This is a genomic window from Streptomyces sp. NPDC047049, assembly GCF_040643995.1.
GTDB lineage: Bacteria > Actinomycetota > Actinomycetes > Streptomycetales > Streptomycetaceae > Streptomyces > Streptomyces mooreae.
The window spans coordinates 322176-343166 of sequence record NZ_JBEYVM010000004.1 but is presented as its reverse complement, the minus strand read 5'-3'; the positions used below and the strand labels follow the sequence as shown (position 1 = coordinate 343166).

Sequence of the window (20991 nt, the reverse complement as noted above, 5' to 3'; positions counted from 1 at the left end):
AGCGGATGGATCACAGCGGGCACGGCATGGACGGCATGAACATGGATCTGCCGCCGTTCACGCTGTCGCGGGGCCTGGAGTTCGGTGGTGATCCGTTCTTCCTCGTCGGCTGTCTGCTGGGACTCGGCCTGTACGGCTGGGCGGTGCTCCGGCTGCGGCGGCGGGGGGATGCCTGGCCGGTGGGCCGGACCGTCGCCTGGGCGCTGGGCGTGGTGACGGTGGCCCTGGTGATGTGCACCAAGCTCAACGACTACGGCATGGCGATGTTCAGCGTGCACATGGTCCAGCACATGGTCATCAGCATGCTCTCCCCCATCCTGCTGCTGCTCGGGGCGCCGGTGACGCTGACCCTGCGCGCGCTGCCGACCGCCGGGCGCGGCCGCAAGGGACCGCGCGAGCTGTTGGTGGCGCTGCTGCAGAGCCGCTACCTGCGGATCATCACGCACCCGGCGTTCACCATCCCGCTGTTCATCGCGAGTCTCTACGCGCTCTACTTCTCGCCGCTGTTCGACTTCCTGATGGAGTCCCGGGCCGGGCACATCGGGATGATGGTGCACTTCCTCGCGGTCGGCCTGGTGTTCTTCTGGCCGATCATGGGCGTCGACCCGGGGCCGCACCGGCCGGGCCATGTGATGCGGATTCTGGAGCTGTTCGCGGGCATGCCGTTCCATGCCTTCTTCGGTATCGCCCTGATGATGGCCAGCGAGCCGATGGTCGACACCTTCCTGCACCCGCCGTCCTCGCTGGGGATCGAAGCGCTGGCCGACCAGTCGGCGGCCGGCGGTATCGCCTGGGCCTTCAGCGAGATCCCGTCCGTGGTGGTGCTGATCGCCCTGGTCTTCCAGTGGCACAAGTCCGAGGAGCGTCAGTCGCAGCGCGCGGACCGGGCCGCCGACCGCAACGGCGACAAGGATCTGGCCGAGTACAACGCCTACCTCGCCTCGCTCCACGCACGGAGCCGATGACGCGCACCGCTCTGGCGGTACGGGCCGCGGCCGGGGACGATGGTCCCATGGCCGCGGCCCGCGGCATGAGTGCCCGGGGCCGCCGTGAGGAGGTTGCGGGTATGCCCGGATCTGCTAGGACGATGGCCGTGTGCACGGTGGGCGGGCTGGTGGTGGCGTCCGCCTACACCGTGGCGATGGGTGCCAATGGCTGGCTCTGGTTCTGCTGGGTGGTGCTGGCTCTGGTGACGATCGGTGTGGCGGCGGCGCGGCCGGTCTGACGGGTGTGGTGCGGCGCGGCCGGCCGACCGGCGTGATGGCGGCGCGGACGGTGCGACCGGCGTGGTGGCGCACGGGGCGCCGGTTCGAACCGGTCGGTGCGGCGGGGAGGCGCGGGCGCAGCACCTCGGAAGCGTCAGAAGCGGAACAGCGGCCCGGTCGCGGCGTCCATCGTGCAGGCGTTGGCGAAATCCTTGTGCCAGTTCACCGGGACGCCGCGCCAGGTGCCGATCGCGGTGGCGGTCATCGGGTCGTACTCCCTGGTGCAGGCCTGCGGGTGGCCGGGCAGTGCGTCCAGGTTCCCGCGCGCCCAGGTCAGCGCGTCGCAGGCGGCGGCCGCGTGCGGATGTCTGCCGTGGATGTCCGGGCAGTTGAGCCGTACCCCCCGGCTCCAGGTGTTGCCGGCCCCGGACACCGTCAGCAGCAGGCCCTGATCGCCGGCCGGCAGTTCATCGGCGTGCGCCGGACCTGCGGAGAGCGTGCCGAGCAGGGCGGAAGACAGGGCGGCGAGCGCGGACACGCCCACGGTCAGGGTGGTCCGGAGGGATCGGCGTCTTGGGCTCACGGGCATCGATGTCTCCTGGGAAGCTCGGTGGGATCGCTGCGGGAGCCTGACGGCGAGGCGACGACGCGTGGCGCCCGGCGGCTCCAGGCCACCTCGCCGGACACCAGCCGGCAAGCGGCCACGCCGCGGGGTCGCCCGTACGGACCTTCGATTGCCGCCCCTGGAGACAAGGGCGGCCGGCAGCGGAGGAGGCGGCTCCGCTGCCGGCCGCCCGGACCGGGGTTACCCCACACGCTCGATCCGTGCGTTGCGGATCAGGAACTTCCCCTCCTCACGCACCTGCTCGAAGGCTGCGTTATTGAGCAGGGCACAGCTGCCCGAGGCCGACGTCACGGAGACCGTCGTCGACTTGTCGTTGTCCAGGTTGGTCACCTTCAGTTTGGTCCCGACGGGGAACTGGTCACTGGATGCCGCCGGGGCGCCGCTCTCGCCGGAGAGGGTCACCGTCGAGCCCTTGCAGACCACATCACCGTCGGCGGGCGGCGGGGCGGCGGAAGCGGAGGCGTCACCCGAGGCTGACGGGTCCGCCGAACCCTGAGGTGCCTCGGAGGCGGGCGGGGCGTTGGAGGCGGGCGGCTCATTGCCCGTCGGCGGAGCGCCCGCGGCGTCGTCCCCGCCCTGCCCGGCCGAGCAGCCGGCGGCTTTCTGCTTGACCTGGATCTCCTTGATCACGGCCTCGCGGTTGGCGATTCTTGCCGCCGACTGGGCGTCCGGGTTCGCCTTCTGGTCGGCGATGAACTTCTCGTTGTTGCTCAGGGCGGTGGCCAGTCCGTCGCACGCCACGGAGGCCTGGCTGGTGCCGGCGGTGGCGATGGCGATGCCGCCGACCAGCGCGGCGGCACTGACGCCGATGATGATCTTCTGACGCGTGCCGACTCTCTTCTTCCGGGACATCTCTGACTCCTGTCCTCGGCCTGGACCCTGGGTTCAGGCTCGGTCTCTGGGCAATACGGCGAGTCAACCCCGGTGCATTCAAGGCGAGTTCAAAGTTGTCCGCGGATGCCAAAGCGGGTACCGAAGTGACCTGCGGGCCTGCGAGGATGTCCCGGTGCGCGTGCTGATGCCGGTCCCCGACCGCGATTTCGATGTCACCGAGGTGGCGGTGCCCTGGCGACTGCTCACCGATGCCGGCCACCGGGTCGTCTTCGCCACCGAACAGGCCGGTACCCGGCCCGCATGCGATCCGCGGCTGCTGACCGGCGTCCTGTTCGGACAGCTCGGCGCCGCGGAACAGCCCCGGCGCTTCTACGAAGAGCTCACCCGGAGCGAGGAGTTCACCGCGACCGTCGGCTGGGCGGAGCTGGCCCCGGAGGAGTACGACGGGCTGATCCTGCCGGGCGGGCACGCACCGGGCATGCGGCAGTACCTGGGCTCGGAGGTGCTGCGGCGGCAGATCGGCAGGTTCTGGGCGCTGGACCGGCCGGTCGGGGCGATCTGCCACGGTGTCCTGGTACTGGCCCGGACACCGGAGGCGTCCACCGGCCGCAGCCTGCTGGCGGACCGGCGGACGACCTGTCTGCCCAAGTACATGGAGCGGTCGGCATACCTGGCCACCGCATGGCGGCTGGGCCGCTATTACCGCACCTATCCGGCCTATGTGGAGGACGAGGTCAGGGCCGCACTGACCGGCCCGGACGCCCGCTTCGAGCGGGGGCCCAGGGTCCTTGCCGCGCGGGGCACCGCGACCGACGACTCCGCTGCGTTCGTCGTCCAGGACGGGCGCTACCTCTCGGCGCGCTGGCCGGGGGACGCCTACCTCTTCGGACGCCGGTTCTGTGCGCTCCTGGAAGCCGGTGAGCGCTGAGGCGCCGGCTGCGACGGACCGGCCTCGCTCCATCAGTGAGCGTGCACATCGGTCCGCATCCCCTTCAGCTTCTTGCCGGGCCGTGGCGTATCACCGGGGCGGGGCCACAGGGCACCAGGCACCGGCCACCAGTCACCAGTCACCAGTCACCAGTCACCGGTCACCGGTCACCGGTCACCGGAAAGGAGACAGCATCGATCCGGCCGAAGGTGGTTACCGGCGACGACACTTGTCCATAAACTCACTGGTCGTCCCCGGGCGCCCCGCGTGGCCTGGAACGATGTAGCCGCCCGGGTAAGCCGACCAAAGGGGAGCTGTCCTGTGCTCTACCAGGTGCTGAAGTACCTGCTTCTGGGGCCGTTGCTGCGGCTGGTGTTCCGGCCGAGGATCGAGGGGCTGGCTCATGTGCCGGAGGAGGGCGCGGCGATCATCGCGGGCAATCATCTGTCGTTCGCCGATCACTTCGTGATGCCGGCGATCGTGCCACGCCGGGTGACGTTTCTGGCCAAGGCCGAGTACTTCACCGGACCCGGTCTGAAGGGGCGGCTGACCGCGGCGTTCTTCCGGGGCGTCGGGCAGATTCCGGTGGACCGGTCCGAGGGCCGTGCCTCGCAGGCGGCGATCTCTTCGGGTCTCTCCGTGCTGCGCAAGGGCCGGCTGCTGGGCATCTACCCGGAGGGCACCCGCTCGCACGACGGCCGGCTCTACAAGGGGCGTACCGGCGTCGCCTCGATGGCCATCAAGGCCGGGGTGCCGGTGGTGCCGTGCGCGATGATCGGCACCTTCGAGGCGCAGCCGACGGGCCGGCGGCTGCCGCGCATCATGCGGATCACCATCCGCTTCGGCGCACCCCTGGACTTCTCGCGCTATGCGGGGCTGGAGGACGAACGCCTGGCGCTGCGTGCCGTCACCGACGAGATCATGTACGCCATCCTCACCCTGTCCGGCCAGGAGTACGTGGACACCTACGCGGGCGAGGCCAAGGCCGCGGCGCAGGCGCGGGGGCGGGCGCACGGACGGCGGGGGCACGGCAAGGGGCCCGCGGGCTGAACGGAGGCCCAGGTCCCGGGCGTTCCCCTTGCGCCGAGGGCGAACCGTACTGCCGCCGCCTGCTGACGCTCCGTAGGGTCCGGTCATGACTTCAGGCAGCGCAGTGGTGATCGGAGCGAGCGGGCAGATCGGACGGGCGGCGGTGCGGGCCCTGGCACGGGACGGCTGGGAGGTGCGGGCCGCGTCCCGGCGCGGCGGGCGCGATGACTCCTGGCCCGAGGAGGTCCGCCCCGTGGCCGTGGACCGGGAGGACGACGCGGCGCTGGCCGGGCTGCTCGGCGACGGCTGTGACGTGCTGCTGGACTGTGTGGCATACGGGGCCCAGCACGCACAGCAGTTGACCGCGTTGGCGGACCGGATCGGTTCGGCGGTGGTGATCTCCAGCGGCTCGGTGTACGCGGACGGCCAAGGGCGCGGCTTCGCCACCATGGGCGAGCCGGACGGCGCCCCGGCCTATCCGCTGCCCCTCCCGGAGTCCCAGCCGACCGTGCCACCCGGCGACGAGGACTACTGCACCCGCAAGGCGGCCCTGGAGCAGGCGTTGCTGGCACAGGGCGAGAGGCTGCCGGTGACCCTGCTGCGGGCCGGCGCCATTCACGGGCCGTACAGTCCCCTCCCCCGTGAGCTGTACTTCGTCAAGCGGGTCCTGGACGGGCGCCGGGTGCGGGTGCTCGCGTACGGCGACAGCAGTTTCCACCCCGTGCACGTGGACAACCTCGCGGAGCTGGTCCGGCTGGCGGCTCGCCGGCCGGGCACCCGGGTGCTCAACGCGGGGGATCCGCAGGCGCCGACGGTCGCCGGTATCTCGGCGGCGGTGGATGCCGTGATGGGTGCGCCCCGGAGCGAGGTGGTGGCGGTGGACGGTGCCCCGCCCTCACCCGGTGTCGGCGACACCCCGTGGTCGGGCCCGCACCCCATCGTCTACGACCTGGCCGCGGCGGAGCGCGAGTTGGGCTACCGCGCGGTGACGACGTACGAGGAGTCGCTGCCGGAGACGGTGCGATGGCTGACCGACCGGGTCAAGGGGCGCAACTGGTGGGAGGTGTTCCCGATGCTGGCCGGCGTCTACCCCGACGAGAAGCTGTTCGGCTATGCGGCCGAGGACCGCTGGCTGGCGGAGCGGGGCCGGCAGGGCTGAGGACAGCGGCGGGCCGGCGGCAGGCGGGCCGGCGGCGAGCGGCTGGCAGGCAGGCAGGCAGGCAGGCAGGCAGCGAAATCCGATCGCGCGGCGCGCCACCGGCCCTTACCTTGATCACCATGACGCATCGGATACGGGGGTGCCGACGATGAGCGCCCGGCTGCGTGGCATCGCACAGGAAACGGAACGGATCGTCGCGGAGGGTGCCTACCGCGCACCGGACGGACGGCTGGTGGAGATCGCGGCGGCGGTCGCACGGGCGCGCGCTGAGACGCGGTTGTACGGCCCGGAGCCGGTCGCCGTGGCCGGGCCCTCGCCCGCTGTGCGCACGGAGTTCGAGGTGACGGGGGAAGGCAGCCTCACCGCCGGCCGGCGGCTCGCCGAGACGGGTGAGGGTCCGCTCGCCGTGCTGAATTTCGCCTCCGCGCGCAATCCCGGCGGCGGATATCTCAATGGTGCGCAGGCCCAGGAGGAGGCGCTGTGCCGGGGGTCGGCGCTCTACGCCTGTGTGCGCGAGGCCCCGGACTTCTACGCCGCTCACCGGGCGGATCCGAGCCCGTTCTACAGCGACCGGGTGATCCTCTCCCCCGGTGTACCGGTCTTCCGCGACGACCGTGGCACCTTGCTCGACGTGCCGTACGAAGCGGGCTTCCTGACGGCGGCCGCGCCGAACGCGGGGGTGATCGCGCGGCAGCGGCCGGGCGAGACGGGCCGGGTGGCGGCGGCACTGACGGTGCGCGCGGAGCGGGTGCTGGAGGTCGCGGCGGCCGCCGGGCACCGTCAGCTGGTGCTCGGCGCCTGGGGCTGCGGGGTGTTCCGCAATGAACCGTCCGACGTGGCACGGGCCTTCGCGGCCGCGCTGCTGGACGGCGGCCGCTTCGCCGGCTGGTTCGACCGCATTGTGTTCGCCGTGCTGGACCGCCGGGAGGACTCCCCCACCAGAGCCGCCTTCTCCGCGGTGTTTTCGGCGTAAGCAGCAGTGGTGGTGGGGCGGTGGGGCAAGCCGGGCCGAGCGGGCCGGGCACCCTCGCGCCCCGGTGACGGAAGCGGCGGCCGGGGGGTTTCCCGGCCGCCGCTCCGTACCGTCACCTCACGCCGTCATGTCATGACGGCATGACCTGCCGGTGGTGTCCCCGCCGTTACCAGGCAACGCCCGGAAGGTCGGAGGCACCCTTGGCGGCGGCCTTCCCCGTCGACTTGCCCGGCTGGGGGGTGGCGTGCGGAGCGCACGTCACGTCCTTCGCGTCGGTCTTCCCTTCCAGGAAGTACGCGTCGACCCGGTCGTTGATGCAGGGGTTGACCTGGCCGGTGACACCGTGCGATCCGGCGTCCCGCTCGGTGATCAGACGCGAGCCCTTGAAGCGGTGGTGCAACTCGACCGCACCGTCGTACGGCGTGGCCGCGTCACGGGTGCTCTGCACGATCAGAACACTCGGCAGCCCCTTCCCGGTCCGGACCTCGACCGGTCGCTGCTGCTTGGCCGGCCAGGTGGCGCAGGGCAGGTTCATCCAGGCGTTGGACCAGGTCATGAACGGTGCCTGCTGGTGGATGCGGGTGTTGTCGCGGTCCCACTTCTGCCAGCTGGTGGGCCACTTGGTGTCGTTGCACTCGACGGCCGTGTAGACGGCGTTGCCGTTCTCCGCCGCTTTGTTGCCCGCGAGATCCAGCAGGTTCGGGCCGGCGTTCTCCACCAGTGGCTTGGTGTTACCGGAGACGTACGCGCTCCAGACCTCGGCGACCGGGGCCCACATGGAGTCGTAGTACGGCGCGTTCTGGAAGAAGCCGGTCAGCTCGGCGGGGCCGACGACACCGCTGATGGGGTTCTTCTTCGCGGTCGCGCGCAGCTTCTCCCACGCCGCCTGAACCTTCTCGGGGGTGTCCCCGATGTGGTAGGTGGCGTCGTTCTTGGCGACCCACTTCTTCCAGTCGCCCCAACGGGTCTCGAAGGCGACGTCCTGGTCGAGGTTGGCCTGGTACCAGATGTTCTCGCGGGCCGGGTTGACGACGCTGTCGACGAGCATCCGGCGCACATGGCCCGGGAAGAGCGTCCCGTAGACGGCGCCCAGGTAGGTGCCGTACGAAACTCCCAGGTAGTTGAGCTTCTTCTCACCGAGCCCGGCCCGGATCACATCGAGGTCGCGGACGGTGTTCTTGGTCGTCATGTACGGCAGCAGGCCGCCGCTGCGCTCGGCACAGCCGTCGGCGTACTCCTTGGCGAGCTTGCGCTGGGCGAGCTTGTCGGCCTCGCTGCCCGGCACCGGGTCGGCCTTGGGTGCCTTGACGAACTCCTGCGGGTCCATGCAGGAGATCGGCGCGGAGTGGCCCACGCCCCGGGGGTCGAAGCCGACAAAGTCGTACGCCTTGGCGGTCTTGGCCCACAGGGCGCTCTTGTTGGTGATGCGCGCCGGGAACTTCATGCCCGAACCGCCGGGTCCGCCGGGGTTGTAGACGAGGGCGCCCTGACGTTCCTCCTTGCTGCCGGTGCTGACGGCCCGGTCCACCGCGACCTTGATCGTGCGGCCGTTGGGCCGTGCGTAGTCGAGCGGGACCGTGACATAGCTGCACTGGATGGGCTGCTTGAGGCCCCAGTCGGCGGGACAGGCCTGCCAGTTGATGCCTTTCTTGGCCGCGCGCGCGGCGGCGATCGCCACACCGCGCGCTTCGGCAGAACCGCGCTGGTGCTTGTCGCCCGCGCTGGCGGGCGTGGCGGATATCGCTCCGGCGAGGAGCGCGCCGGTCACCAGGGTGCCGGCGGCGCCGAGCGCTGCTGTTCTTCTCACGTGGCTGATTCCCCCTGCGTGGGATGCACTGGTGGCGGGATGGTTCACGGACTTACGGAGGGATCCTGACGTGTGGCCTCCCCTCCTGAACAGGCCTGACGCACACTTCTTTACCAACCTGTAGGTTTTTTCGACGCCGCCGGAGGCGGTCCGCGGGAGTACGGGCGGCCGCCCGGCCGCGGAGTGCCGCGAGTGCCGCGCCGACGCCCCGGTGGCGCGGACACGGACCCCGCCGAGCGGCGGCGAACGGCCGGAGAGCGCAGCGGAACCTCACCATTCCGGCCAACGAATCAGGGCGTCCGGTCGGAATCCCGTGTCACCCCCACCCCACCCGTGGGACGCTCAACGGGGCTGCGATGACGTGGCGTTGACGGGCCAACAGCGCAGCTCGCTGCCGGGTGAGGCCATTCGGCGCAGGGTTCACCACCCTGGCCTGACCTGCTGAAGTGCGGAGCGGCGCAATGGCTCCCGGAGGGGCGCGCAGGGGCGAGAATTCGTCAATTGCCGTGGACCTGCCCATCGGGCATGTGCCAGTCGCACGCCTTCAGTAACCTTCCGTGAAGGCTCTCCCACTCACCGCCACAAGGGAGGGCTTCGGCGTTTTCACGCCGCGTCCGGACCGTCGCGAAGGAGAGCCGAAGTGCCGGGAATCGATCAGGTGTTGTCCCAAGCAATGGGGATCCCCGGCGTCCGGTGCGCCGGACTGATCGACTGGACCAGTGGTCTGACTCTCGGCACGGCCGGGCAGGCACCGCATGACGATCACGACGCGGCCGCCGCGGACACCGCCGAGGTGGTGCAGACCGTCGCGCGCAACGCCACCTTCGACACCACCGGCGCCGCCGGCCCGGACCTCGAAGACCTCATCATCACGGCTGCGGGAAGCTACCACCTCATCCGTTTTGTGCACACGGCCTTCGACAGCCAGACCTATCTCTACCTCTGGCTGGACCGCACACAGGCCAATCTCGCCGTCGCCCGGCTCCGACTGCGCGATCTGGCGGCGGAGCTGGTCGCGTCCTGACGGCGCGCCCCGGTCACACCGCACGAACGGTAAGGGAACCGCCATGGGCCTGCCCATATCTCCTCACCCGCCCGCCCCGGCCGGGCTGCTCGACCGGTGCGCCGCCGAACGCGTCACCGGCGCCCTCAGCGGCCCGCACGGCTGCCTCTACCTTCTCGACGGTGCGGTGTACTGCATCGAGAGCACCACCGCCCCCGGACTCGGCCCACGGCTCACCGCGTCCGGCAAACTGCCGCCGCAGGGCTGGCAGTACGCCGCCGAAACGGCAGGGCCGCAGCAGGACGGCGGCCAATTCCTGGTCAGCGAGGGCTGGCTGTCGCAGGGGGAGCTGGAGATATGCCACCTCGCCGCGCTGCTCGACGCCGCGTTCTTCGCCCTGCCACTGGCCCCCGAGGCCACTTCCTTCACCCCCGGTGCCGGGCACTGGCTGGGCGTCATACGCCCGGTCAGCGTCGTCGCCCTCCAGCAGGCGACGGCCCGCCGCCGCCTGCTGCTCGACCGGCTCCTCCCCTGGTCGGCGGTCGACTCCTCACCCGTCGTTCCCGTCAGCCCGCGCATCCCGGCCCCCACCACCGGCCGCCAACGACGGCTGCTCGACCACGCCGACGGCCGGCACACGCCCCATGAACTCGCCCGGGCGCTGGGCCAGTCCGCGTTCGGGACCCTGCTCGACATCCGCCGCCTCGCCGCCGTCGGCCTCGTCCACGTCCCCCGGGCGCCCACCCCGCTCCCCCGGCGGCGGCCCGGCGCCTGCCTGAACGGCCCCGAACCCGTCGCCGCAGGAGACACCCCCGCGGCCTGGCACCTACCGGCACCGGATGTCCTCGATACCACCGATCCGGATATTGCCCTCCTTGTCCGACTGCGTACGGCGTTGGAGGAAAACCTGTGAGCCCTTGCGCACGAAGACCGTGCACCCCATGAGGCGCGTCATCAGAAGGCACGCCGTGAAAAGGAGACTGATGACGATAGAACCCCGGATACGGGAGGAATTGCATACGCTGCGCGATCAAGTACGCCATTTCCAGGGCGGGATGGTGGCGAGCGTGGACGGCATGGTGATCGCCCATGATCTGCCGGATATCGAGCCGGACGGCCTGGCCGCCCTCACCGCCGCGGCGATCGGCGTCGCCAAACGACTCACCGACGCGACCGGACAGGGCGCCTTCGAGGAATCCCTGACGCGCGGCGCCGACGGCTATATCGCGGCCTATTCGGCCGGACGGCGGGCGGTGCTGACCGCCGTGGCAAGCCCGGACACCAACGTGGGGCGGCTCCATCTGCAGGCCCGAAGGGCCGCGGAACGGATCGGCGCCCTGGTGGACGCACAGCCCCGCCGGTAGGCGTTCCCCGCCCGCACCCGCACGACCGCAGTTCCCGGACGTCCGGAGACCCGCACACCGCACACCGTGAACACCCGGCTTAACCATCAAGGAATCGAAAGGTCTGAACCCCTCATGGCTCAACTGGAAACCGCTCTCGCCGACGCGATGTCGACCATCGAGGGCGCGGTCGGCGTCGCCCTCGTCGACTACACCAGCGGAATGGCCCTGGCCACCCTGGGCGACAAGCAGGCTCTGGACCTCAATGTCGCGGCGGCCGGCAACACCGATGTCGTACGGGCCAAGATGCGCACCATGGAGATGCTGGAACTCCAGGGCGCCATCGAGGACATGCTCATCACCCTGACCGGGCAGTACCACATCATCCGACCGGTGACGGGAAAGAACGGCAGCGGCCTCTTCCTCTATCTGGTGCTGGACCGCAAGCGCGCCAACCTTGCGCTGGCGCGCCTCCGCCTCGCCCGCTTGGAGGCCGATCTGGAGGTGTGAGGCGGCGCGGCCGCCGTCACTCGGCGGCCGCACTCCCCACGGCCGCGCTCCCGGCGGCCTCGTCCAGCAGGCGCCGCAGCCGCAGCGCGTCCGGGGCCACGGCCGTGGCCAGGGCCCCCGGGCCCGCAAGCGGCGCCAGGACGCCCTGCCCCACGGCGCCGTCGGGCCGCTCGCCCGCCGCGCCGCCGAGCAGCCGCACCTCGACCGGTCGCTCCTCGAACTCCGGCCCGATGACCAGAAGTTGGCCGAGAGCGCGGTGCCCGTCCAGGACGGCCGAGGTGTCCCAGCCGGGGACGCCGGGCCCGTACGCCGTCTCCTGGTCGAGCAGGGTCCGGCCGGCCCGGCGGACGGTGAGCCGGCTGCGCAGGGCGCCGGTCGGCTCCCCGCTGCGGCCCAGGACCTGTTCCTCGCGGAGCACCAGGCATGCGGTGGGGGCCAGCTCGACGGTGGTGGTCATCCGCAGGTCGCTGCCCGCCGCCGAGATCAGCGGTTCGGGCAGCCAGTCGAGGCGGGCGCCCTCACCCACCGTCAACCACACGTCGTAGCGGGCGTGTTCCCCCGTACGGCCGGGCAGCGCGACGGTCGCGGCGGCGGCCGTGAGGTGCAGGGCGCTGCCCGCCTCGGCGGTGGCTTCGATGCCCAGCCGGTCGCCGCCGAGCGGGGCGCTCATGGCGCCCACGACGCAGACCCTGGCCTGGTTTCCGTGCCCGCGGATACGGCGCAGGGCGAACGGGCCGTCGCCGTCGAGGACGGGCAGCCGGGTGATCCCCTGCCCGTCGGCCCGCGCGACGATACGGGCGGTGGCGCACAGCCCGGCGACGGCGCGGCCCGCCTCCGGCGTGGGGAGTGCGAGGGTCATGCCGGGCTCGCGGTCCAGCCGGCCAGCCGTCCGCGGACCCACTCCGCCACCGGCCGCACGCCGTTCTCCGACTTCAGAGCGGTGAAGGCCACGGGCAGCTCGCCGCGCTGCGCCTTGGCGTCGCGGGCCATGCCCTCCAGGTCCACGCCGACGTAGGGCGCGAGATCGGTTTTGTTGATGACGAGCAGGTCGGCGGTGGTGACGCCGGGACCGCCCTTGCGCGGGATGTCATCGCCGCCGGCCACGTCGATGACGAAGATCTGGGCGTCGACCAGGCCCTTGGAGAAGGTGGCGGTGAGGTTGTCACCGCCGGATTCGACCAGGACGAGATCGAGCGGGCCGGCCGCCTCCTCCAGGTCCTCGACGGCTTCCAGGTTGGCGGAGATGTCGTCGCGGATGGCGGTGTGCGGGCAGGCGCCGGTCTCGACGGCGGAGATCCGTTCGGCGGGCAGGACGGCCTCGCGGAGCAGGAATTCGGCGTCCTCGCGGGTGTAGATGTCGTTGGTGACGACGGCGATGGACAACTCGTCGCGCAGGGCGCGGCACAGCGCGGCGACGGTGGCGGTCTTACCGGTGCCGACCGGGCCGCCTAGACCGATCCGCAGGGCGCGGCGGGTGCCGTCGGAGCGTACCGGGTCGGCGGCGCTGTAGGTGTGGCGCTCGCGGAAGGTGTCCTGGTGGTCGAGGTGCATGGTCACTCCGGTGGTGGGTGCAGCGGGGCGGGTCGGGTGGGGCGGCCGCCCGGGTCAGGACGCGAAGAGCCGAACCGGCCAGGCGGCGTGCTGTTGGGCGGTGATGTCGAGCAGCGGCGCGGAGGCCGCGGGCAGTGCGCCGGTTCCTTCGGCCGCGATCCGCAGCGCGGCCTCGGTGGCCTGCTGTGCGACCTGGTCGAGCTCGGCGGTGAGACGTGCGAGCACGGCGGTGGCGTCGAAGGGGTCCAGGCTCAGCAGCCGGACGGCCGCGGTGGCCGGGCCGCTGATGTTCTCGTAGGCCACGGCGTATGCGGCATCGAGCGGCGGCAGACCCGCGGAGCGGGCGGCCAGGCCCAGGACGACGGGCTGATGGGCGCCCCGGGGACGGGCCGCGGCGAGCGCGTCCAGCGCCTGACTCGGCCAGGTCGCACGGGCGGCCCGCATCATCTGCCGGCCGAGCCGCCGGGCGACCTGCCGCAGCGCGGGTACGGGCGTACGGGCGTCGGCGGCGTCGTCCAGGAGGAGCGGGTCGTGGCCGTCCGCGGCCGCTGCGGCGAGCCCCGCGGCGACCAGGCCCGCGGTGTGCAGCCGGCCCCGGCAGAAGGTCTCCAGGGTGGCGGCGTCCTTGATGCGTCCCGCGGTGACGGCCGGTTCGGCGCCGCCGGAGTGGGCGTGCCCTCCGGCGGGGAACCGGCCGTCGGCGAGGACGAGCAGCGCTGCGCGGCTCATCGGTGGTACGTGTCCTTCATCGCGGTGCTCATCGGGGTGTTCATCAGGGTGCTCATCGGGTCGCTGATCGGGGTGTTCATCGGCGCGCCTCCTCGGGCTCCTGGGGGCTCCGCGGATTCCTCGGATGCCTCGGATGGCTCGGTAGCCTCAGAAGAGGAAGTACCGCTGGGCCATGGGGAGTTCGGCGGCAGGCCGCGGCTCGATCACCTCGCCGTCGATGGTCACGGTGAAGGTGTCGGGGTCGACATGGACGCGCGGCAGGGCATCGTTGTTGCGCATGTCGGCCTTGGTGAGGCCGCGGGTGCTGTGGATCGCCTCGAAGGGCTTGTCCAGCACGAGGCGTTCGGGAAGCGCGTCCTCCAGGGCCTGCCGGGAGACGAAGTTGACCGAGTTGCCGCCCGGGGCCTTGCCGGTGGCGCCGAACATCGGCCGCGGCAGCACCGGCTGCGGCGTGGGGATGGAGGCATTGGCGTCACCCATCTGCGCATAGGCGATCTGGCCGCCCTTGATGACCAGCTGCGGTTTGACGCCGAAGAACGCCGGGTCCCACAGCACGAGGTCGGCGAGCTTGCCGTCCTCGACGGAGCCGACGACATGGTCGATGCCCTGGGTGAGGGCCGCGTTGATGGTGTATTTGGCGACATAGCGGCGGGCCCGGTGGTTGTCGGCACGGCCGTCGCCCGGGAGAGTGCCGCGGCGCCGCTTCATGACATGGGCGGTCTGCCAGGTGCGCAGCACCACCTCACCGATCCGCCCCATGGCCTGGGCGTCGGAGGACATGATCGAGATGGCGCCGAGGTCGTGCAGGATGTCCTCGGCCGCGATGGTGGAGGGCCGGATCCGGGACTCGGCGAAGGCCAGGTCCTCGGGGACGGCCGGGTTGAGGTGGTGACAGACCATCAGCATGTCGAGGTGTTCCTCGACGGTGTTGACGGTGTGCGGCCGGGTGGGGTTGGTGGAGGCCGGGAGCACATTCGGCTCGGAGACCATCGCGATCATGTCGGGGGCGTGGCCGCCGCCGGCACCTTCGACATGGAAGGCGTGGATCGTACGGCCGGCGATGGCCGCGAGGGTGTCACCGAGGAAGCCGGCCTCATTGAGGGTGTCGGTGTGGATCGCGAGCTGGGCGCCGCTCTCCTCGCAGACCGTCAGGCAGGCGTCGAGGACGGCGGGCGTGGCGCCCCAGTCCTCATGGACCTTGAAGCCGAGGATGCCCGCCCGCAGCTGGTCACGCATCGAGGCGAGGGAGGTGGTGTTGCCCTTGCCGAGCAGTCCGACGTTGACCGGCAGGGAGTCCATCGACGCGAACATCCGGGCCACGTGCCAGGCGCCGGGGGTGATGGTGGTGGCCTTGCTGCCCTCGGCCGGTCCGGTGCCGCCGCCGATCATCGTGGTGACGCCGGAGGCCAGCGCCTCGTCCGCCTGCTGGGGGCAGATGAAGTGGACGTGGGTGTCGATGGCACCGGCCGTCAGGATCTTGCCGTTGCCGGCGATGATCTCGGTCTCCGGGCCGATGACCAGGTCGGGGTGGACGCCGTCCATGGTGTCGGGGTTGCCGGCCTTGCCCAGGGCGGTGATCCGTCCGTCGCGGATACCGACATCGGCCTTGACGATGCCCCAGTGGTCCAGCACGACCGCGCCGGTGATCACGGTGTCGGGGGCCCCCTCGGCGCGGGTGGCGCGGGACTGGCCCATCGATTCGCGGATCACCTTGCCGCCGCCGAAGACGGCCTCGTCGCCGGCCCTGCCGGGCCCGCCCGCGCGGTCTTCGGTGATCTCGATGACGAGGTCGGTGTCGGCGAGCCGGATCCGGTCACCGACGGTCGGGCCGAGAAGGTCGGCGTACGCCTGGCGGGTCAACTCAGCCATCAAGGGCTCCTCCGGTCTCGCCCCGCAGGCCCACGACGATGCGCTTGCCCCCGAGGGGGACGAGCTCGACCTCGGTGGGGATGCCGGGCTCGAAGCGCACGGCGGAGCCGGCCGGGACGTTCAGCCGCTTGCCGTGCGCGGCCGCGCGGTCGAAGTCGAGGCCGGGATTGACCTCGGCGAAGTGGTAGTGGGAGCCGACCTGGACGGGGCGGTCGGCGGCGTTGAGGACGGTCATGCGCGTGAGGGGAAGGCCTTCGTTGAGGCGCACCGGCTCGTCGGCGTAGAGGATCTGTCCCGGGATCATGGTCTGCGCTCCCGTGATCAGTTGATGGGTTCGTGAACGGTGACGAGCTTGGTGCCGTCGGGGAAGGTGGCCTCGACCTGCACGTCGTGGATCATCTCGGGGACGCCCTCCATGACCTCGTCGCGGGTGAGCACCTTGCGGCCGGAGGACATCAGCTCGGCGACGGTGCGGCCGTCCCGGGCGCCTTCGAGGATGTGCACGGTCAGCAGGGCGATCGACTCCGGATGGTTCAGCTTCACCCCCCGGGAGCGACGTTTTTCGGCCACGTCTGCCGCCACATGAATCATCAAGCGTTCTTGTTCATGCGGGGTCAGCTGCATACGTTCCACCTCACAGTCTTTCAGCCCGGACGCATTCGCCCAGGTCACAGGCGTGGACACACCCTGTGACGATAGATGTACCACGCAGTAATTAAAGGAGGAGCAAACCGACTTCCAGCACTTGGCCATCAACAGCCCCAGGTCCGGAGAGTAGTTCGGCGGGATTTCATCGGCGTTACGACCAGGGGCCTCTTCGTGTCCCCTCTTACGCCTGATGTAACGCGGTGTCATTACCGTCCGTTACGGCGCGACAACGGATTCCCGGGGCCGCTCGAACCCCGCCTTTCCCCCGCACGCGCGCGGCTCCGCGTGGCGAAATCCGCTCCCCGAGGGCTGCGGAGACCCGAGGGAACAGACCCCTCCCACGCCTCCCCCATCGCCATGATCCAGACATAGCGGGCAAGGCCCGCTCCGCGAACTCAACTGTCCGGTATGCGCTCTTGACGGTTTCCGGAGTGATCGCAATTCTCATGTGCGCGTCAATCCATGACGCGCATCGAATCAGCTCCATCCCCCCACACCAGGAGCCACATCGTGACTCGTTCCACCCGAATACGCCGGGCCGCGCTGGCCTCGGGCGCCGTCGCCGCCCTGGCCGCCACGCTCTTCACCACGGCCGGCGCCTATGCCGGCACCGCGCCGAAGGCCGCGCCGGACATCGACGTCAAGGCCGTCAAGGGCGACCTGGACCAGTTCCAGTCGATCGCCGACGCCAACGGCGGCAACCGCGCCCACGGCAAGCCGGGCTACAAGGCGTCCATCGACTTCGTCAAGGAGAAGCTGGACAAGGCCGGCTTCACCACCAAGGTCCAGGAGTTCGACGGCGGCGGCACCAAGGGCTACAACCTCGTCGCCGACTGGCCCGGCGGCGACGAGAGCAAGACCGTGATGGCCGGCGCCCACCTGGACTCGGTGCCCGCCGGACCCGGCATCAACGACAACGGCTCCGGCTCGGCCGGCATCCTCGAGGTCGCGCTGGCCGTCGCCAAGGCGGACCTCAAGCCCACCAAGCACCTGCGGTTCGGCTGGTGGGGCGACGAAGAGGACGGCATGGTCGGCTCGCAGGCCTATGTCGACAAGCTCGGCGCCGACAAGTCGAAGATCGACTCGTACCTCAACTTCGACATGATCGGTTCGCCGAACCCGGGCTACTTCGTCTACGACGACGACACCCGCCTGGAGAAGGTCTTCAAGGACTGGTACGCCAAGAAGAACATCGCCACCGAGAAGGAGACCGAGGGCGACGGGCGCTCGGACCACGCCGCCTTCAAGGACGCGGGCGTGCCCGTCGGCGGCCTCTTCTCCGGCGCGGACTACAAGAAGACCGAGGAGCAGGCGAAGAACTGGGGCGGTGAGGCGGGCAAGGCGTTCGACGCCTGCTACCACCAGGCCTGCGACACCTCGAAGAACATCGACGACAAGGCGCTGGACACCAACACGGACGCCATCGCCAGCGCACTGTGGGAGCTCAGCTCCTGAGCCACCCGCCCCACCGCACGGTCAGCAGTCGCTGAACCGTCAGCTCTCGCGACCCGGCCGCCGGTCCCCGGCAGCCGGGTCGCGGTGTTCTGCCGCGATACCGAAGCGCCGCCGTTCGCCCGGAGCAGACGGGAGGTGCCGCACGGACGAGACCGTGCTGATCACCTGCTCCTCCTCCGCACCCTCGTCACGCTGCCCCAGCTTTTCAAGTAGCTGCAGGTCAGCGGCGGACACCAACGCCACCAGCGGCTTGCCGTGACGGGTGACGACCACCCGCTCGCCGCCGTAGACGACGCGGTTGATCAGATCCGCCAGCTCCGCTCGTGCTTGCGTCACCGGAATTTCGTAGGCCATGCTGCTAGCCTACGTAATGTTTACCTGGTCTACCGTGGTCCGTGGCGACAGCGAATGTCCAGGTCAGAGGTTCTCGCGTGCTCCCGTGCGCTCTCGTTTGTGAGAGATGCGTGAGACGAAGAGTCTTCCGGTCGCACTGGATCCTGGCGGGTCCGGTGCGGCGGAGCGCCGCGCTCCAACGGCCCCGCACGGAGTTCCGGCCAGGCCGGTGCCTGCCCGTCGACGCACCGGAGGCGCCAGTCGATCAGCTCTGCCCTCACCCCCGGAACGTGTTCGAAATCAGGGGCGGTGTAGGCGGGCACGAGCGGGTCGTCGGGGCGGGTGACATGCACCGGCCCGTCCCGCCGGCGTCCTGGGCGTTCCCGCTTGCCGCGTGCGCCCCGGGCCCGGCTCGTCCTGGGACCCGGTCGGTCCCTGCGTGCCTCCCTGCCCCCAGGGACCAATCAGGTATGCGAGCCACACGGGCTCTGCGTGAGGTCTTCACGCGCGGGCGCGTGGTGAGCCCGCTGTCGTTCACCGACACCGGCCCGTCAGCCAGCCGCATCGCAGCGTAGGCCGCGGAGTACACGACAGAGCTGGGCCCGGATCCCCAGCGGATCCGGGCCCAGCACGGGCTTCGAGGTCATCTCGCTGCCCCTTTTGCGCTTACCTTCGCTCCCCCGCCTTCGGCAACGGCTCACGCGGCCGCGAGGGACCTGCCGGTCACCCAGCAGATTTGGCAGCTGTTTCAGGCGAGGACGACCGGCTCGCCGCTCAGCGTCACACCTGCGCGACGCAGCTCGCTGATTGCAGCGCTGGTCGTGTCGGCGGCAACGCCGGCGGTGTAGTCGAGCAGGACCCGTACCGCGAAGCCCGCTCGTACGCCGTCCAGTGCGGTGGCCTTGACGCAATGGTCGGTGGCGATGCCCACGACGTCGAGATCGCTGACGTCGCGGGCACGCAGCCAGTCGGCCAGCGACGTGCCGTCCTGGGCCGAACCCTCGAAACCGCTCTTCGAGGCGGAGTGCGCCCCCTTGTAGAAAACCTCGTCGACGGACCCGGAGACGACAGCGGGCGCGAAGTTCGGATGGAACTCGCTTCCCTCGCTGCCGACGACGCAGTGCACGGGGAAGGAGTTGTCGAAGTCCGGGTGCTCGGAGAAGTGGGCCCCCGGGTCGATGTGGTGGTCGCGGGTGGCGACGATATACGCGTAACTCCCGTCAGCGCGCCCAGCCAGATCGGCGATGGCGGCGCCCCTGTCCGCACCGCCCTTCACCGGAACACTGCCGCCCTCACAGAAGTCCTTCTGCACATCGACGACGATCAGAGCACGGCGCACAGCTCCACCCTTTCCTCGCAGGAACCCATGCCCATATCCCTGCCCATCCGCTATGAACCGGCGCACCACGGGGCCCCGTCATTCACCCGACCAGCCCGGTCGGCACGCGCTTGGTCCTCTCTGCCGCACGAGTTCGGCCAGCTCGTCGCCCTCCGGACGATCTGACGGAGTGACCGGTCGGGGCACGCGGATCATGGTGATTCGACCGAAAGGCAACGCTGCCAAGTGCGGCGGCCAGCCGCCAGAGCCGGCAACAACAGAGCCGAGTGGACGGCGCAGCAGCGGAAGTCGCTGGTCAGCCAGGCAGAGCGACACGTGCTGACCTGCACAGCGGGAGGTGATCTCGAGATGCCCGGGAACGATCAGCCGTGCAACGCCATATGACGCCAGCTCAACGCATTCCGCCGGTTGACCCCAGCGGGCAGCCGAGGCGGTGCCCGGAGGCTGACCGTTGATCAGTTGTGCCCCTCCACCTCGGCGGTGGCCTTGAGCAGGTGATCGACGACGTCACCGAGGCTCCCGCGGTTTCGGTATGCGGCACGCTGACGGTCGGCCCCGTTACCCTCGGCCCGCAGGCGCGCCCAGCCCGCGCGGACCAAGTCCAGATCACCGTGGCGCGACAGGGCGGGCCGCAGCTGTACCAGTAGCCTGCCCACGAGAGTGGTGGCGGGGACAAGGCGTCGGGTGTGCAGATCGATGCCCTTGCCTGCCAGTCCGTCGCGTGCCGCGCGCCAACAGGCGGCACGCAGTAACCCCGGTCGCGGACGGAAGGCGGGCTCGGTGTCGGTCAGGGCGGTGGCGACCAGCGCTTTGACGATTGCGGCGAGCAGGACGGTGTCCTGGGCGGTGGACGCGGCGTCGGCGACTCTCACCTCCACGGTGGGCACGTGATGGGAGGGTCTGATGTCCCAGTACAACCCTCCGCGGTCCATGATGGTTCCGGTCGCGGTCAGATCGGCAACGAGGTCGTCGAAGTGGGCCCGCGACTCGAAATACGGCGGAGGGCCGGCGGCCGGCCAGCGGGCCCACGTCATCGTGCGCCAGCTCGCGTACCGGGTGTCGCGCCCCTGCCAGTACGGCGAATTGGCCGACAATGTGATGAGGACCGGAAGCCAGTTCCGCAGGTGGTTGCTGACCCGCAGTGCCTGGTCCAGGTCCGGAATCCCGACGTGCAAGTGGCAGGCGCAGACGCTCTGTTCGTCGTCCAGGGCACCGAATGTCGCGATGCTCTGCGCGTAGCGGGACTCCTCGGTGAACGGCGGTGGTAGTAACTGCCCCAGGACGGGCGTGCCGCTGGAGACGATGCCCAGCCCGTGGCGCGCGGCGGCTCGTGCCACCGTCGCCCTCATCGACCGGATTTGGTCGGCGAACTCAGCGAGACTGGTGTGCGGGTCGGTCCGCACCTCGACCTGGTAGCGCGTGATCTCCATGGTGACCTGGTCGCCGAGCTCGGCGGCGGCATCGGCCACCACCTTCTCGGACTCCGGGCTGATCTCCCGGGAAACCGGGTCGACCAGCAGGTATTCCTCCTCTGCCCCCAACGTCAACCGCTCGGTGCCCCACGCGGCCGTGGGCGCGGCATCGGTGCCGACCGGGCGGGCGTCTTTTCGGATCGGCCCTCGATGCTCCCCATAAGGCATGTAATCATTCT

The 20991-nt window shown here is 70.6% G+C and carries 23 protein-coding genes; 11 read left to right on the top strand and 12 right to left on the bottom strand.

The window, feature by feature from the left end; translation table 11 throughout:
• Positions 1-5: 5 nt before the first annotated feature.
• Positions 6-965, top strand: a complete 960-nt coding sequence (locus tag ABZ851_RS13030) for a cytochrome c oxidase assembly protein (protein ID WP_336049674.1) — start codon at positions 6-8, stop codon at positions 963-965.
• Complete coding sequence (locus ABZ851_RS13025; protein ID WP_361126271.1) at positions 962-1225, top strand: hypothetical protein; 264 nt, start codon at positions 962-964, stop codon at positions 1223-1225. Before ABZ851_RS13030 ends, ABZ851_RS13025 begins: the two co-directional genes overlap by 4 nt.
• Before the next feature lie 134 nt (positions 1226-1359).
• Here ABZ851_RS13025 and ABZ851_RS13020 read toward each other — a convergent pair whose 3' ends face one another.
• Both ABZ851_RS13020 and ABZ851_RS13015 read right to left on the bottom strand, forming a co-directional pair.
• On the bottom strand, positions 1360-1794 hold the full coding sequence (locus ABZ851_RS13020) for an SSI family serine proteinase inhibitor (RefSeq protein ID WP_336049673.1): 435 nt from the start codon (positions 1792-1794) through the stop codon (positions 1360-1362).
• Positions 1795-2010: 216 nt separating this feature from the next.
• Complete coding sequence (locus tag ABZ851_RS13015; protein ID WP_361125490.1) at positions 2011-2682, bottom strand: hypothetical protein; 672 nt, start codon at positions 2680-2682, stop codon at positions 2011-2013.
• A gap of 154 nt (positions 2683-2836) precedes the next feature.
• Here ABZ851_RS13015 and ABZ851_RS13010 point away from each other — a divergent pair, with 154 nt between their 5' ends.
• The 4 genes from ABZ851_RS13010 to ABZ851_RS12995 all read left to right on the top strand — a co-directional run bounded on the left by ABZ851_RS13010 (position 2837) and on the right by ABZ851_RS12995 (position 6753).
• The gene (locus ABZ851_RS13010; protein WP_361125487.1) at positions 2837-3592 is read left to right on the top strand and encodes a type 1 glutamine amidotransferase domain-containing protein; all 756 of its coding nucleotides are present in this window, start codon (positions 2837-2839) and stop codon (positions 3590-3592) included.
• Positions 3593-3913: 321 nt separating this feature from the next.
• Positions 3914-4642, top strand: coding sequence for a lysophospholipid acyltransferase family protein (locus ABZ851_RS13005; protein ID WP_361125484.1), 729 nt, complete (start codon positions 3914-3916; stop codon positions 4640-4642).
• An 85-nt stretch (positions 4643-4727) separates the two neighbouring features.
• Positions 4728-5780: an NAD-dependent epimerase/dehydratase family protein gene (locus ABZ851_RS13000; protein WP_361125481.1), complete on the top strand. Its 1053-nt coding sequence runs from the start codon at positions 4728-4730 to the stop codon at positions 5778-5780.
• A 148-nt stretch (positions 5781-5928) separates the two neighbouring features.
• Positions 5929-6753: a TIGR02452 family protein gene (locus ABZ851_RS12995; protein WP_361125478.1), complete on the top strand. Its 825-nt coding sequence runs from the start codon at positions 5929-5931 to the stop codon at positions 6751-6753.
• Between the two features lie 166 nt (positions 6754-6919).
• On the opposite strand, the gene ABZ851_RS12990 is transcribed toward ABZ851_RS12995, so the two are convergent.
• Entirely contained in the window at positions 6920-8560 is a 1641-nt protein-coding gene (locus ABZ851_RS12990) for an alpha/beta hydrolase (RefSeq protein ID WP_361125475.1), read from the bottom strand.
• A 640-nt stretch (positions 8561-9200) separates the two neighbouring features.
• On the opposite strand from ABZ851_RS12990, the gene ABZ851_RS12985 reads away from it, so the two are divergent.
• The 4 genes from ABZ851_RS12985 (at position 9201) to ABZ851_RS12970 (ending at position 11416) form a co-directional block, all read left to right on the top strand.
• Entirely contained in the window at positions 9201-9584 is a 384-nt protein-coding gene (locus ABZ851_RS12985) for a hypothetical protein (protein ID WP_088801471.1), read from the top strand.
• Between the two features lie 43 nt (positions 9585-9627).
• The gene (locus ABZ851_RS12980) at positions 9628-10476 is read left to right on the top strand and encodes a hypothetical protein (protein WP_361125472.1); all 849 of its coding nucleotides are present in this window, start codon (positions 9628-9630) and stop codon (positions 10474-10476) included.
• Between the two features lie 70 nt (positions 10477-10546).
• The gene (locus ABZ851_RS12975) at positions 10547-10927 is read left to right on the top strand and encodes a roadblock/LC7 domain-containing protein (RefSeq protein ID WP_311622147.1); all 381 of its coding nucleotides are present in this window, start codon (positions 10547-10549) and stop codon (positions 10925-10927) included.
• 114 nt (positions 10928-11041) lie between these two features.
• Complete coding sequence (locus ABZ851_RS12970; RefSeq protein WP_361125469.1) at positions 11042-11416, top strand: hypothetical protein; 375 nt, start codon at positions 11042-11044, stop codon at positions 11414-11416.
• Between the two features lie 16 nt (positions 11417-11432).
• Here the strand turns inward: ABZ851_RS12970 and ABZ851_RS12965 are convergent, their stop codons facing one another.
• The 6 genes from ABZ851_RS12965 to ABZ851_RS12940 form a co-directional block, all read right to left on the bottom strand.
• Positions 11433-12275: an urease accessory protein UreD gene (locus tag ABZ851_RS12965; RefSeq protein WP_361125466.1), complete on the bottom strand. Its 843-nt coding sequence runs from the start codon at positions 12273-12275 to the stop codon at positions 11433-11435.
• Positions 12272-12967, bottom strand: a complete 696-nt coding sequence (ureG, locus tag ABZ851_RS12960; RefSeq protein ID WP_361125463.1) for an urease accessory protein UreG — start codon at positions 12965-12967, stop codon at positions 12272-12274. The genes ABZ851_RS12965 and ureG overlap by 4 nt, the downstream gene beginning before the upstream one ends.
• A 54-nt stretch (positions 12968-13021) precedes the next feature.
• Positions 13022-13696, bottom strand: coding sequence for an urease accessory UreF family protein (locus tag ABZ851_RS12955; RefSeq protein WP_336049662.1), 675 nt, complete (start codon positions 13694-13696; stop codon positions 13022-13024).
• Between the two features lie 147 nt (positions 13697-13843).
• A complete protein-coding gene (locus tag ABZ851_RS12950) occupies positions 13844-15565 on the bottom strand; it encodes an urease subunit alpha (protein WP_361125461.1) in 1722 nt (573 codons plus the stop codon).
• A complete protein-coding gene (locus ABZ851_RS12945; protein WP_361125459.1) occupies positions 15558-15869 on the bottom strand; it encodes an urease subunit beta in 312 nt (103 codons plus the stop codon). The genes ABZ851_RS12950 and ABZ851_RS12945 overlap by 8 nt, the downstream gene beginning before the upstream one ends.
• A 17-nt stretch (positions 15870-15886) precedes the next feature.
• A complete protein-coding gene (locus ABZ851_RS12940; RefSeq protein WP_006608038.1) occupies positions 15887-16189 on the bottom strand; it encodes an urease subunit gamma in 303 nt (100 codons plus the stop codon).
• Positions 16190-16723: 534 nt separating this feature from the next.
• On the opposite strand from ABZ851_RS12940, the gene ABZ851_RS12935 reads away from it, so the two are divergent.
• Positions 16724-17668: a M28 family metallopeptidase gene (locus ABZ851_RS12935; RefSeq protein WP_311625526.1), complete on the top strand. Its 945-nt coding sequence runs from the start codon at positions 16724-16726 to the stop codon at positions 17666-17668.
• A 39-nt stretch (positions 17669-17707) separates the two neighbouring features.
• Here ABZ851_RS12935 and ABZ851_RS12930 read toward each other — a convergent pair whose 3' ends face one another.
• The 3 genes from ABZ851_RS12930 to ABZ851_RS12920 form a co-directional block, all read right to left on the bottom strand.
• Complete coding sequence (locus tag ABZ851_RS12930) at positions 17708-18022, bottom strand: type II toxin-antitoxin system Phd/YefM family antitoxin (protein WP_361125457.1); 315 nt, start codon at positions 18020-18022, stop codon at positions 17708-17710.
• 727 nt (positions 18023-18749) lie between these two features.
• A complete protein-coding gene (locus ABZ851_RS12925) occupies positions 18750-19340 on the bottom strand; it encodes an isochorismatase family protein (protein ID WP_361125455.1) in 591 nt (196 codons plus the stop codon).
• Positions 19341-19795: 455 nt separating this feature from the next.
• Positions 19796-20980: a glutamate--cysteine ligase gene (locus tag ABZ851_RS12920; RefSeq protein WP_361125453.1), complete on the bottom strand. Its 1185-nt coding sequence runs from the start codon at positions 20978-20980 to the stop codon at positions 19796-19798.
• Between the last annotated feature and the right edge of the window lie 11 nt (positions 20981-20991).

Coding starts and splice junctions, on each gene's coding strand:
- ABZ851_RS13030 (WP_336049674.1), top strand. CDS start 6: ATGGATCACAGCGGGCACGGCATGGACGGCATGAACATGGATCTGCCG.
- ABZ851_RS13025 (WP_361126271.1), top strand. CDS start 962: ATGACGCGCACCGCTCTGGCGGTACGGGCCGCGGCCGGGGACGATGGT.
- ABZ851_RS13020 (WP_336049673.1), bottom strand. CDS start 1,794: ATGCCCGTGAGCCCAAGACGCCGATCCCTCCGGACCACCCTGACCGTG.
- ABZ851_RS13015 (WP_361125490.1), bottom strand. CDS start 2,682: ATGTCCCGGAAGAAGAGAGTCGGCACGCGTCAGAAGATCATCATCGGC.
- ABZ851_RS13000 (WP_361125481.1), top strand. CDS start 4,728: ATGACTTCAGGCAGCGCAGTGGTGATCGGAGCGAGCGGGCAGATCGGA.
- ABZ851_RS12995 (WP_361125478.1), top strand. CDS start 5,929: ATGAGCGCCCGGCTGCGTGGCATCGCACAGGAAACGGAACGGATCGTC.
- ABZ851_RS12980 (WP_361125472.1), top strand. CDS start 9,628: ATGGGCCTGCCCATATCTCCTCACCCGCCCGCCCCGGCCGGGCTGCTC.
- ABZ851_RS12975 (WP_311622147.1), top strand. CDS start 10,547: ATGACGATAGAACCCCGGATACGGGAGGAATTGCATACGCTGCGCGAT.
- ABZ851_RS12970 (WP_361125469.1), top strand. CDS start 11,042: ATGGCTCAACTGGAAACCGCTCTCGCCGACGCGATGTCGACCATCGAG.
- ABZ851_RS12965 (WP_361125466.1), bottom strand. CDS start 12,275: ATGACCCTCGCACTCCCCACGCCGGAGGCGGGCCGCGCCGTCGCCGGG.
- ureG (WP_361125463.1), bottom strand. CDS start 12,967: ATGCACCTCGACCACCAGGACACCTTCCGCGAGCGCCACACCTACAGC.
- ABZ851_RS12955 (WP_336049662.1), bottom strand. CDS start 13,696: ATGAGCCGCGCAGCGCTGCTCGTCCTCGCCGACGGCCGGTTCCCCGCC.
- ABZ851_RS12950 (WP_361125461.1), bottom strand. CDS start 15,565: ATGGCTGAGTTGACCCGCCAGGCGTACGCCGACCTTCTCGGCCCGACC.
- ABZ851_RS12945 (WP_361125459.1), bottom strand. CDS start 15,869: ATGATCCCGGGACAGATCCTCTACGCCGACGAGCCGGTGCGCCTCAAC.
- ABZ851_RS12940 (WP_006608038.1), bottom strand. CDS start 16,189: ATGCAGCTGACCCCGCATGAACAAGAACGCTTGATGATTCATGTGGCG.
- ABZ851_RS12930 (WP_361125457.1), bottom strand. CDS start 18,022: ATGGCCTACGAAATTCCGGTGACGCAAGCACGAGCGGAGCTGGCGGAT.
- ABZ851_RS12920 (WP_361125453.1), bottom strand. CDS start 20,980: ATGCCTTATGGGGAGCATCGAGGGCCGATCCGAAAAGACGCCCGCCCG.